The organism is Leptolyngbya sp. Heron Island J, from assembly GCF_000482245.1.
Taxonomy (GTDB): Bacteria; Cyanobacteriota; Cyanobacteriia; order Phormidesmidales; family Phormidesmidaceae; genus Leptothoe.
This window is the reverse complement of sequence record NZ_AWNH01000095.1, coordinates 93,926-106,894: the sequence shown is the minus strand read 5'-3', so window position 1 is coordinate 106,894 and position 12,969 is coordinate 93,926. Positions and strand designations below refer to the sequence as shown.

Here is a 12,969-nt window from a genome sequence, read left to right as displayed (position 1 = left end):
CTCTGTTTTTTCAAGCCTTAGCTGCGCGCTATCCTAATGCGGACAAAATCCAGGTTGTGCAGGATAATCTCAACACCCATAATGTCAGTTCTTTCTATGAATACCTGACGGCTGAGGAGGCCTTTGCCCTTGCCCAACGGTTTGAGTTTCACTACACCCCAAAGTCAGCCAGTTGGCTCAATATGATTGAGATCGAGTTTTCGGCACTGGCTAGAGGCTGTTTGCATCAGCGCATTCCCACACAAGACCAATTAGAGCAAGCGGTGCTCGCCTTGGTGCAAGAACGGCATGACCAGCGTATCCGCATCCATTGGCAATTTTCAGTTGAGGCCGCACGCGATAAATTTCAGAAGCATTATGTCAAAATTCGAGAAGATAAGACTCTCTAAAATGGTAGAAAACTTACTTTCCAGTGTACTAAACGTCCCAGAACTTGTTAAATTAAACAGCTGGCATCAACGGAAACAGTCTGTGGAAAAAACTAATACTAAAAATTTTGCTATTCTGGCCCCCGTACCAGAGCATCATCTCATCTCGGGGCTGGATGCTATCACCCATCAGCTAGATGATGATTCCCTTGATACACATCCAATGTTGGCCTTTGGCAGCAATGCATTTGAAGCATTTGGCCAAGCAGATAGCCTACGCAAGGAGCGCATGGCGGACGTTTATATCTATGCATCCCATACGGATGATCCCCCACTAAATCCCCAAGCAACCTGGAAGGCAACCTACATTAAACAAGTTCATTCTCGTCGAGGCCGCTATCCTGGCAAGGCAAGTCATCGGCCAGAAACCACCACCACTGACAAACCCACCTGGGCAATTTTTTGGCTAATCAAGGACTTAGAAAAGCTCAAAAAGCCCTTACCCATTGGCGATTTGAAGGCATTAGGTAAAAAGTCTAACTATTCTCCCCGTTTTTTACCAGAAGGCCCCGTTTTGATCGAACACCCGATGGTTCGCCGTCGTTTGACCTAAGGGTCTACCGATATGCTTAGGAGCCGATCGGTCATAGTAACTGCAGCGACGGTTATAGGACAAACATCGCAAAATCAGCCTCAGCTTGACTGACGAGTAAAGAACTCGTCGGGGGTGCCAGAGAACAAGACCTGCCCCGCTTTAAGCACAATAATTTGGTCAGCCCGCTGAAGCACAGCAGGACGATGGGAGACCGTTAGGTAGGTAGCGGCGGATTTAGCTGTTTTCAGGGGTTGCTTTTTAAGCAGACCTTCCCACAAACGTTGTTCGGTTTCCACATCCAAGGCACTGGAAAGATCGTCAAAAATCAGCAGTTCGGGCTGACGCAAGAGCATGCGAGCAGCGGCAAGGCGCTGCTTTTGACCACCAGAAAGACGTAACCCGCGAGTGCCAATGGGGGTTTCTAGTCCCTGGGGCATGGTGGCTAGATCGGGAGCGAAGGCAGCAATGGAGAGAGCCTGGTTGAGCTGCGTTTCCAGGGACTGTTCTAAAGAAATGTCTGGCATCCCCAGGAGCAGATTTTCTCGTAGAGACGTGCTAAAAAGCTGGGGAATTTGTGGGGTGTAGGCCGCATGGGGAGGCACCAGAAAATTAGCCGGGTCGTGAACCTCTTGGTCGTTCCAAATGATTTTGCCGGACTGCCGGGGCAGTAAACCCAGGAGGACGCGGAGCAGGGTGGTCTTTCCAGCACCGACTGGACCCGTAATTACGGTCAAGCTGCCGCGAGTCAGGGTAATGGAAATGTTAGTAATCCCCGTGTCTCGTTGAGAATTGCCCTCAGGGTAATGATAGGTCAGACCTTTTAGCTGTAGTGTGTGTAGCGGTTGAACGGTTAGAGGCGGTGTCGGGAGAGGCAGCGGCGATTGAGGCCCCAGGATAGGTTTGAGGTAAAGGGGAGAGGGCTGGGTGATGGGATGATTAACCAGCTCATCCATACGCTCAAACGAGACTTCACTTTGCTGAACAATGGCGAAAAAACCGCCCAAAAAGGCAAAAAAGTAGGTAACAAAAGCAAGATAATAGACAAACAGGGCAAAATCACCCACGGTGAGGCTTTCCCCCAGGTTTTGGGCCGCCATCAGCAGAATCAGACCAGTGCCAAGGTTGACAATAGTTTCAAAGCTAGCCCCAAGCAGAGCGTTAAAGACTTGTTCTCGCACCTTGAACTGACGTCTGCGATCGCACCGCTGCTCTAGCTCGTTCAGCATTGCAGCTTCGGCCCCAGCCACTTTAACGGCCTGGACAGCGGTAAACAGTTCGCCCATCAGCCCTGTGACTTGCTGGGTAGCCTGGCGACTGGTGCGACGGTAGCGTTTGAGGCGATGTTCGGCTCGATGGACGAGGAGTGCGATCGCGCACAAGGGCAAAAATACCAGCAGCGTCATTCTGGCATTGACGCTGAGCAACAGCCCCATAGACACTAGAGCAAACACGGTCTCTGCAAAAATCTCATTGGTATAGACAACCGTATTTTCAATATGTAGAGCATCATCCCGAAAGTAGCTAAGCAGTTCTCCAGGTGATGTCTTTTGGCCGCTGGCACGACCCGCTGCTAGCTCAGCTCCAGGCCGGTTTAGCAGCCCCAATAGCAAATTATGACGCACCAGACCGCTCATGAGAAACCGGTGCTGAGTTTTGGTAATGCGTCCAAGAAAGATGACAACAACTCGCGCTGTTCCTATGGCTAAGAGCAGACCGATCCAGACCCAAGGTGATTCGCGGGTTTGCTCGGTTAGACCATTAAAAAATTGTTGGATGAGTAAACCCGGAACGATGGGTAACCCAATGATGCCGAGCCACAGAAGCGTATCTACGCAGTAAAGACGCCGGGCATAGCGAATCATTTGCCAGAGACGTTGGTAGATGGAGAGCATGGGAAAAGTGAGTGAATGGGTAGAAGGGTGGATGGCTAGCAAGTGGGTGGAATTATCTGGAAGGAGATATTAAGGCAAGTTTGGACGAATGGTTAGGAGAGTGATCAGGGGTTATCGAGATTTGAAGGATCTATCAGGCTGCTTTTGCAGCAGCTATGGAGATTTTTGAAGTGTTTAAGCGTTTTTCTGTTAAGCAAGGTATTCCCCAACAGGAAACGCCTTCATTTGATCAATTCATAGGACTATCGACTTTTAATTTTCCAGAAATATGCAACAGTCATCAATGACTATCTTAGGCTTTGTCTTTGAAGAGATTCGAAGCTATTCAAAAGAATAAGATTTGGCAGTCGACTCACTTGCTATGCCCCTTCCAACAGATTGATTTACCAAGAGATGGAATAGGTTAGACCAGTTTGTTATCTCCGTACAGCTCAATAATCAGCATAATCTAGGTAAACAGAATAGGAGGATTTACATACAAATAGAATACAACCCGACACAGGAGCTATTCCTCTTCAAGTAAATATTTGAACAAGTCATCCAGGATAATATTAGCTCTCACAATATCCCAACCATACCAATGCACTCCATCCACTGGGTATACGTTGCCTTGTTTAACCGCCTCTAACTGCGACCAGAGGGGCTGATTTTTTAACTGATTGACAATATCTGCGTCATCATCGTTCATATAAGTAATGACAAAAATGACATCCCCATCCATGTGAGGAATCAATTCAAAGGAAACTGGCACGTTTGTGCCCTCTTTATCTTGTTCTGACGGACGAGATAGACCCACATCTTCTAAGACAGTGCCACTGAATGAACCCCTGTACAACAAACGGGCACCATTGGAAACTGGACGAATTACCGAGACTTGAAGATTTGAGGCGTGTTCGCCCGTTTTCTGCCTTAATTTCTGCCTCAACGTTTGGGTGCGCTGATAATAGTTATTCACTAGCTTTTCGGCTGCTTGTGGTTTGCCAAAAACGTCACCAGAAAATCTCACAATATCTTTCCAATCATCGAAATCATGGAGGACGGTTGGGGCAATCTGCGATAACTGGTCATAAATTGCTTCATGCATGCGATTCCCCAAAATGAGATCGGGCTTCAACAGCAGGATTTTTTCCAAATCTGCTTCGATATACCCAAGAAACGTCACTTCTTGAGAACGATCGCGAAGATACGGCTCAATTGGTTCTAAACCAGTGCCGAGATCAACAGCAATCCAAGCGGCGGAACCAACGGGTTGAATGCCCAATGCCAGAGCATTAGACAGATGCACTCCATCTAGGGTGACCACGCGTTGCGGATTGACTGGCACCTGAGTTTCCCCCATTAGATGCTGAACGAGGCGAACGGATTTTGCAGGAGCCGTTTGAGCTGCCTCTGGACTACGCCCAGGAGTGATTTGGGAGTGGTCAGCACCGCAAGCCGTTACTAAGATGAATGCCAGGAGACCCCACAGCAGGCGCAGCAGTAGGCGCGTCACTCTACGACTAATGAATGTGAGATCGCTCATCGACGAGGCTCCTTCCGACAAGATGATTAAAACGAGATGGAATAGGTGAGACTGATGCGTCGTCCCCGCGCAGCTCGATAATTGGCATCATTAAAACCAGACAAAACCTGGGCAAAGACCGGAAAGTATTGAGTATCCAGTAAATTTTCAACCGCTAGCGATAGCGTCCCTTCTCCCAGCTGAAGTTGGCTGATCAGATCGAAGGTAATGTACTCTTCCATCGGAACCGTTTCAATTCCATCGTCAAAAGCACGATCTCGATTACCGGAATACAGCAGTTGTAGGCGGTTATTCCAAGTAGGCGTGGTTTGATTTTCAACGTATGCCGTGAGCTTCCAGGGTTGAACGCTAAACGTACCGAGGGCTAGAAATTCACCATCATCATTAAAATCACTTTCACCCTCATTCCATGTGAATGTGCCGCCAAGCCGCCATTGCTCGGCGGGCTGCCAATCTAGAGTTGCTTCAACGCCATAGTTACGCTGTGGTGCCCGACCTACTCTCACGCGTGAACTCCCAGGTATTTCTCGGACAAAAGAGCCTAGATCGGAGTAGGCATAGAAACCTGCCAGGGAAGCTTGCACATTTCCCCATTGACCTCGCACGCCAATTTCGTAGTTGTCAACCGTTTGGGGCTCAAGCTCCTCAAATCCTTCATCAATTGAAAAGATGGGAGGTGGACTACCAAGCACAGTGGCAAATCCTGGAGCCGAAAAGCCCTGGGAGAAACTGGTAAAGAGGCTGAGGTTATCGGTTGCCCGATAGACCGCCCCGATATTAAATACGGTGGCATCAAAGTCAACCTCTCCCCCTTCAACATCGTCACCGAAGATAGTGGTGTAGTCATCAACGCTGAGTTCCACAAACTCTTGACGAATGCCGCCGCTAAGGGTGAAGCTTGGGCTCAGCTCCCACTGGAGCTGGGCAAATAGCCCCAGCTGATCGATGACATAGGGTGGGTTCTGAGTCCGTTGATCAATAGAACGCGCCACTCCTGCATCGAAAGCATCGGGATCGAGAATGTCTAAAATCCTTTGGTTGCGCTCATTGCGATAGTCTGCACCCCAGAGCAGTTCCAGCAACTGAGTGATGGGCGTTTCGATTTGCAGCCGTCCTCCATAGGCTTCTGATTCAAATTCACCATAGCTAATAACATCGAGAAAAATACCGTTTCGACCATCAAACGGTAGATCTCTTACACCAATGTCATAGTAATAAGCCTGTGCTTGTAAACGACTCCCCCCCACATTGTCGTGGGAATAGGTGAGGTCAACATTAGTTGAAGTACTTCCAGGCTCCTCGACATCGTCAAAGTCAAGCGCGAATTCCACTGCTCGGGCTTTTTGCCTGCCGGGAATGTCTCGGACGATTGGATCTGCAAGGTTATCCACATCTTGGCGATCGCGAATGTGATTGACAGAAAGCTGGATACGCTGCTCATCAGTCAGATCAAACCCTAACCGCCCAAAGCCACTCAAAATGGTGGATTCAGCTAACGTCGGAAAGCTTTGGGGAATCACGTCTCCCTCAGCATCGTAAAACTGGTCGGTGAATTGGGCAGAAAAGTTAAGTACGTAGTCAAGACGACCTTCTGTGCCAGAGCCGCCGAAGCCCAAATCATAAGCAAAGCTATCGTCTTCCAGTGCTCCTAAATCAGCAGAGATGCCAAATTCGGCCCATGCTGTCGACGCTTCTTCTGGGCGGCGAGTGATGATGTTGATGACCCCACCAGTGGCTCCGGAGCCATAGAGGCCGGTCGGCCCCCGGACGACTTCGACCCGCTCGATAATGGCAGGATCAAGCCCTCTCAGACCATTGCCACCCAGGAGATTAGATTCGACCGGCACCCCATCAATTAAGAATAATGTCCCTCGCCCCCTGAGCGTTTGGGCATTGCTGCGATCAGCTTGATTGGGCGGTCCGAGACCGGGCACGAGCGTACCGAGGGTGTCATAGAAGTTTGGCGTTACTCTTGATTGTTGCTCAATCTCCTCACGAGTAATCACCGTCACCGAGCGGGGCACATCTAGAATGTCTTCCTCTGTGCGCGTTGCGGTCACCACCAGCCGAATCGCCTCATCCTCAATCGTCTCATCGCCTAAATCTGTGGCTGTTTCTATTCCCGGCACCACGCTGAGAAATAGAGAGCCCGCGTCGGCGCTGACCTCAGCCTGGGGTGGGGCATCCGTGCCAGTAATCGAAATCTGCACGCGGTTATCGGGCAGGTTGGTCACGCTCACCAGGGCAATCCCCTCAGCGGGAGCAAACTGTTCAAATGTCTCGCCTACCGACAGCGACAGCCTGGTATTTGGAATCTCTAAAATCACAGCATCGCCTGATGTTGTAGTTACGGGCGTAGCCAGCCTCCCGTCAGTCGTTTCTAAAACAACCTGCAATCCTGCCTCAGTTTCTGCAATCTGCACATCAATAATCTGTACAATCGCCGCTTCTATTTGAGTAACCCAGTCAGTAACTGTTGTGGTAATCCGAGGGGCTACTGCATCTTTGGCATCTGCCCTGGTAGCCATTGCCAATATAGTCGCAGCTGAAAGGGTGCCGGTGGTCACCAGCAAACGCTGCAGTTGATTAAACATTTTTTCTCACACCCAGCGCACAGCGCCCTTGTTGCAATAATTTCTTGATTAAGAGTTTATCAAAGGTAATTTCACTGAGATAGCCCAGAATGAGCACCACGCGGATTATTTTTGATCACTAACCGGAGTTTTTTCACTGGCGACGGTATTTGCCAGGAGAAATGCCAAACTTTTTACGAAAGGCGGCAGCAAAGTAGCCACGGCTGGCAAACCCGACTCGGCGGGCTGCTTCTGATACGCTAACCTCGCCTTCAATCAGTAGCTGACGAGCCTTTTCCATCCGGCAGCTGTGCAAGTAGCCAAAGGTGGTGTCACCAAATACCTGGCGGAAGCCACGCTTGAGGGCGTAGTCATTGATACCTACTTGTCGGGCTAAGCCTAGCAGCGATGGAGGGTTATGTAACTGCTGTACAAGGATATCCCTAGCGTAGTGAATGCGCTCAATGTCACTGGCCTTTAGCTGGTTGGGCACCGATTTGACATCTTGCTGCCGTAATTCTTGGTCAATTAGCAACGACATTAATTCCCAGACTTTGCTTTCTAAGTAAGCTTTCTGAGTAATACCGTCAAAGGGGCAGTTGAGAATCTGATGTAGTGCTGTTTGCATCGCCACTGTTGTGACACCACAACGCTGATAATAGAGTTGATCGCTAGGTCGGATCAGATGCGCCAGTCCAACCCAGGTGAAGTCAAACGTCTCTCCTAAAAAAGTTTTTAATACAGATGGCTCGATGTGAACATTAACGCTTAAAAACAGCTCATCGGCAGAATCTCTACAGACTTCAGCTGGAGCCATGCCACTTCCGGTTAAAAAATATTGGCCTGTGGTAACGACATCTGGTTGAAATGCCTTACCGGAAAGAAAAAATCCATACTCAAGCGGATGAGATCGCTCGGGCAAAACAATTTCCACATCATCTGTATGGAGTTGAAACTGCGAAATTAGCAGCTCCACACCTTCCCGTAGCTGAATGAAGCGAAGGGTCCCCTGGCCTAGCTGCGCGGGATAGGACATAACTATCTCAAAAGGATTCTGAGGGGTGGCAGTTTTTGGCGTTTTAGACGCCCTGACCAAGTCCCAATAGTCACGCTGCGAGAATGTAATGGCCATAGCATCAACTATCTATCTAAGATAGATTTTCAATTGAGACTTATTCTCAACTAAATTAAGCGGGCCGTCAAGTGACTCTGCACACCACAGGCTTCACAGACAATCAAGACATGTTTTGGCCTGACAATTAGCTATCCTTCAAAAGATGTTTAAATAGATCATCAACAACAGCATTCGCCGCTATGGGGCCACTACCAATCCAGTATTTAGGAACAACGTACACTCGATCATTCTGCACAGCCTCTAAGTTCTGCCAGAGGGGGTTAGCCTGTAGCTCTTTTAATTTTTTTTGAGCTGTTGGAGCCGTTGCTTCTTCCTCTGCTGTCCAGACAAAAATGACATCTCCGTCTGCTTGATCGATCCGCTCCAGGCTAATGGGCGCTTGAATCTGATTGCGATAGCGCTGATATGCCGCCGCCGCATCAATGTCTTGACTCCTAGGTCGAGATAGCCCTGCATCCTGTAAGATAATGCCGATAAAAGACTCACGAAAATAGAGATTAATGGCCTCTGGATAGACTCGTACAACAGATACTTCAAAAGGCTCAGAATCACTAACTTTAAATTGATCCCTAAAGCGTTGTTTGAAAACTTGCAGTCGATCCTCATAGGCATCCATGGCCTGCCGCCCAATATCTATTCGATTCAATACTTGGCTGTATCTCAGAAATACGTCTTTCCATTGGCCACTGTAGTCAAAGTCAATCAGTACAGTGGGCGCAATCTGAGAAGCTTGGCCATAAAGCACTTGTTCCTGCCCACCAAGACCCAGAATTAGATCGGGCTTCAAGGGTGGTAACCGTTCCAAATTTGGCTGGTCTGACTGACCTAGGTCAACCACATCAGTGAATTCCTCTTGATGGTAAGTGGGAGTCCAATCTAAACTCGCAGTTGCCATAGGTTTGAGTCCTAAGGCGAGTGCATTTTCAAACGATGCTGCATCTAGCGTGACAAGCCGCTCAATTTGGTTGGGAACACAGGTTCTTCCAGCAGCATGGTTTACCCAATGACAATTAGTAGCTGTTAATGGCTGACTATCATTAAGACTGACATCCTGATGACAACTTGCTAGGAGACAGGCCCCAAGGATACCACAGCCAAAAAGTAAAATCACCCGAAACGGCTTCAACCAGAGATAAATCATGACTAAAATTCAATGGAAAAAGATGCGGTTAAACCAAAGGGAGCCCCTGGATTTACGTACAGCGGAGAGCCGTAACTTGTGGACGTAAAGTAGTCAATGTCGAACAGGTTTTCAAAGTTGAGCTGAGCCCGCCAGTTGTTACGTTTATAGAATAAGGCCGCATCGGTGCGGAAATAGTCTGGCAGTGTAAACGTATTGGCTGAGTCTCCCGCTCGCTCATCGACAAAGAAGAACCCCAGCCCAGCCCCCAATCCTTCTAAATCTCCTGCTTGAATCTCATAGGTTGTCCATAGACTAAACTGGTTTTCTGGCACGTTAACTAACTGGTTATCTTCAATCCCAGTATTGTCTTCACTGACAAAGGCATCTAGGTAAGTGTAGGCTGTGGTGATATTCCAGCCAGGTAAGATTTCACCATTGAGATTCAGCTCAATCCCGCGGCTCGCTACTTCTCCCGTTTGTACAGACAATAAGGGATCATCCGGGTCTGGAGTGATCACGTTCTGTCTACGAATATCAAAGGCGGCCAGATTGAGGCTAAGCTGCTCGGTCAGATCGGCTTTAACACCCACCTCAAATTGCCGTCCTTCTTCCGGCTCAAATGTGGAACCATCGCCGTTACGCTCTGTTCCAAACGCTGGTCTAAATGAAGTGGTGTATGAGGCGTAGAGGGATAAGGGTTCAACGGGTTGATAAATAACACCAACCCTGGGGGTAAATGCCTCGTCTGCTAGTTCAAACTCTTCTCTGGACTCGCCCACATTTCGCGTTGTACGAAACTGGTCAACATAATCAAATCGTATGCCAGCCAGCAGTTTTAGCTCGGGAGTAAGATCGATCTGGTCTTGCATATAGGCGCTGATGGTGTCCACATTGTCATCACGGAAAAATTCACTGTCGATATCATAGGGCTCATCAGTGTATACCGGTGCAAATGCATTAATTGAGGCAAAAGGTTCACTAAATTGGAAATTTTGTTCGGCATCATCGTATCGATACTCCAGGCCAAACAGAAGCTGATGCTGAATAGACCCCGTATTAAACCGACCGAGTACTTCAGCATTGGTAAAGAATCTTCGGAAGGTATCGTCTGCAGCGTACTCAATCCGCTCTACTTCACCAGTGACTTCATCAAAAGAATCGACAAACGGAGAATATCTCAGAGGCTGAAACTCTAAATACTGTGAGTTATGGCGCACAGACCAGTTCTCACTAAAGTCGTGGTTTAGGCGATAGCCGACACTGTACTGATCCTGCGTAAAATTACTAAAATCCTCATTCAAAAAGCGATCGCGAGAGACAGCGGGTGTCTCGTCACTCAAAAAGGGAATACCCTCATCTATGGTTTCTTGGAAGTAGGTATATTGCCCATGTACATCCAGCGAAGTATTTGGACCGATATCCCACGCTACGATGGGTGAAACTTGAAATCGTCGGCCATCGACAAAATCTCGGAAGCTGCCATAGTTTTCATAGGACGCATTGAGGCGATAGCGAACATCTCCGGATTCACTGATGGGTCCTGAGAGATCTACGGCCCCACGATAGGTGTCAAAACTGCCTGCACTGGCTGAAACTTCATAAAAAGGCTCCCTTAGTGGACGTTTAGACACCAGATTGACAATACCTCCGGGATTACCTTGGCCAAACAGAACCGATGCGGGTCCCTTTAACACTTCGACTCTCTCCACATCATTAGTGCTTAAAGGAGCGAAAGAGAACTCCAAGATACCATCCCGAAAAATAGTGTCAGCAGACTCAAAGCCTCGAATAAGAAGGTTTGGCCCGATTGAACTGGTGCCTCGGGCACCGGCAGACACAATGCCTCCGGCAGTTTGTAAGGCATCTTCTAGCTCAGTGACGTTGCGATCTTCTAGCACCTCCCGAGGAATCACCTGAATTGAAAACGGTACATCGCGCAGGGGCGTATCGGTGCCTGTGGCGGTACTCGCGCTGGTCGGGTTATAGCCTTCGTCTTCATCCCCAGTTACTGTAATCCTTAGCGTCTCACTGGTTTCACTCGCCTGGGCTATCCCTAGTGTCACCACTAGAGTCAAACTACCCTCGGCTACGCTCACGTCTGCAACAGGAGGTGCATCTGCGCCAGTAATGCTAACCTCCACCCGATCACCGGAGAGTTCCACCACCTGCAATACAGCAATTCCCTCAGCTGGTTCAAACTGTAGAAATTCATTGCTATCCGGCAGAGCTAAAACTGCACTAGGCACTGTAATCACCAGCGCGTTGCCAGATGTAGTCGTTGTGGGTGTTGTGACCTCACCGCTGGCAGTGTCTAAAACAACCTGCAACCCAGTTTCAGTGTTCTCAACTTGCACCCCAGTAACCTGTACCAGTCCAGCTTGAGCAATCTGGTTGGTAGCCTGGGTCGTCGTCCCAACGCCATCGGTATCAGCTTTAATCTCAATAGCAGGTAGAGCAACCAGCAAAGCGCCGGTCACCATTAGCACTTGTTGTCGATTTAGCATTCTTCCTCACACCCAGCGTCCAGCGCCTTTGTTGCAATTAATTCTTGATTAAGAGCCTATCAAAGGTAATTTCACTGAGATAGGCTCGAATGAACGCTATGCGGAATAGTTTGAATGCTATGCGGAATAGTTTGAACGCTAGCTAGGTTTTAGGACCAGCGACGATACTTTCTGGGAGAAACGCCATACTTTTTCCGAAACGCAGCGGCAAAGTAGCTGCGATTAGTAAAGCCTACCCGACGGGCCGCCTCCGATACGTTTACCTCTCCCTCAATCAATAGCTGACGAGCTTTTTCCATACGATGGTTATGTAAATAACCAAATGTGGTCTCGCCAAAGACCTGTCGAAAACCCCGCTTTAAAGTACAGTCGTTAAGCCCTACCTGCCGAGCCAGGCTGAGCAGAGATGGCGGGTTATCAAGCTGCTGTAGAAGAATCTTTCTAGCATGGTGAATACGGTCGATATCATCGGACTTTAACTGACTTGGCGAAGGTTGAACGTCTCGTCGCTGCAATTCCTGATCGAGCAGTAGCGCCATTAGCTCCCAAACTTTGCTTTCTAAGTAAGCTTTTTTTGTAATACCTGTAAATGGACAGTGCAGCAGCTGATGCAATGCGGTATGCATCGCAACTGTTGTCACACCAAGACGTTCAAAGTAAAGTTGCTCAGTCGGCTGAAAAAGGTAGTCTAAACCCGCACTGGTTAAGTCAAACGACTCCCCTAGATATGTTCTCAATACGGATGGCTCAATATGAACATTAATCTCTAAAACCGTTTCATCAGGCGTATGTTCAGAGGTTTCAGCTGGAGCCATACCACTGCCATATAGGGCATATTGACCGGCTGAGAGCGCATCAAACTGATTCCCTTTACCTGCAATACGGAAGACATACTCGATGGGATGAGGCCGTTCGGGAGCGTGTGTAGTCACCCTTTCACGCAGCTGATAATGGTCAATGCCAAGATCTAAACCATCACGCAACTCGATGGATCGGCTATACCCCTGTCCTAGCTCTGCCGGGTATTGGAAGGCCGTTTCAAACGTATCTGCCTCCTCAGAAACTTCATGCTGAGGCTGCTTCACTAAATCCCAATATTCTTGCTGCGAGAGTGTAACGGCCATAACATCAACAATCTATTTAGGACAGACTTATAGTTGAGATTAATTCTCAACTGAATCAAGAAAAGAGTCAAGTTCAGAATATGTGACAACCCCCTCTAGTATGCTACGGACTTTGACGTAGGTTTCACCCACC

At 48.5% G+C, this 12,969-nt stretch carries 9 protein-coding genes; 2 read left to right on the top strand and 7 right to left on the bottom strand.

Going from position 1 to position 12,969, the window contains the following annotated elements; all coding sequences use genetic code 11:
- Both N836_RS64735 and N836_RS64730 read left to right on the top strand, forming a co-directional pair.
- Positions 1–389 (top strand): transposase (locus N836_RS64735; RefSeq protein WP_023071803.1); only part of this gene is annotated, 389 nt, incomplete at its 5' end.
- Positions 390–471: 82 nt separating this feature from the next.
- Positions 472–981: a hypothetical protein gene (locus tag N836_RS64730; RefSeq protein WP_031293882.1), complete on the top strand. Its 510-nt coding sequence runs from the start codon at positions 472–474 to the stop codon at positions 979–981.
- A gap of 80 nt (positions 982–1,061) precedes the next feature.
- Here N836_RS64730 and N836_RS64725 read toward each other — a convergent pair whose 3' ends face one another.
- From N836_RS64725 to N836_RS64695, 7 genes are all read right to left on the bottom strand, one after another.
- Positions 1,062–2,855: an ABC transporter ATP-binding protein gene (locus N836_RS64725; RefSeq protein WP_023075481.1), complete on the bottom strand. Its 1,794-nt coding sequence runs from the start codon at positions 2,853–2,855 to the stop codon at positions 1,062–1,064.
- Between the two features lie 505 nt (positions 2,856–3,360).
- Complete coding sequence (locus N836_RS64720; protein WP_023075479.1) at positions 3,361–4,377, bottom strand: ABC transporter substrate-binding protein; 1,017 nt, start codon at positions 4,375–4,377, stop codon at positions 3,361–3,363.
- A 26-nt stretch (positions 4,378–4,403) separates the two neighbouring features.
- Positions 4,404–6,971 carry a TonB-dependent receptor domain-containing protein gene (locus N836_RS64715; protein ID WP_023075478.1) on the bottom strand — a complete coding sequence of 856 codons (2,568 nt, stop codon included), beginning with the start codon at positions 6,969–6,971 and terminating at the stop codon, positions 4,404–4,406.
- A gap of 133 nt (positions 6,972–7,104) precedes the next feature.
- Positions 7,105–7,986 carry a helix-turn-helix transcriptional regulator gene (locus N836_RS64710; protein ID WP_235071161.1) on the bottom strand — a complete coding sequence of 294 codons (882 nt, stop codon included), beginning with the start codon at positions 7,984–7,986 and terminating at the stop codon, positions 7,105–7,107.
- Between the two features lie 223 nt (positions 7,987–8,209).
- The gene (locus N836_RS64705) at positions 8,210–9,226 is read right to left on the bottom strand and encodes an iron-siderophore ABC transporter substrate-binding protein (protein WP_023075475.1); all 1,017 of its coding nucleotides are present in this window, start codon (positions 9,224–9,226) and stop codon (positions 8,210–8,212) included.
- 2 nt (positions 9,227–9,228) lie between these two features.
- Complete coding sequence (locus N836_RS64700) at positions 9,229–11,712, bottom strand: TonB-dependent siderophore receptor (protein ID WP_023075474.1); 2,484 nt, start codon at positions 11,710–11,712, stop codon at positions 9,229–9,231.
- Positions 11,713–11,861: 149 nt separating this feature from the next.
- Complete coding sequence (locus N836_RS64695) at positions 11,862–12,836, bottom strand: helix-turn-helix transcriptional regulator (protein ID WP_023075473.1); 975 nt, start codon at positions 12,834–12,836, stop codon at positions 11,862–11,864.
- Between the last annotated feature and the right edge of the window lie 133 nt (positions 12,837–12,969).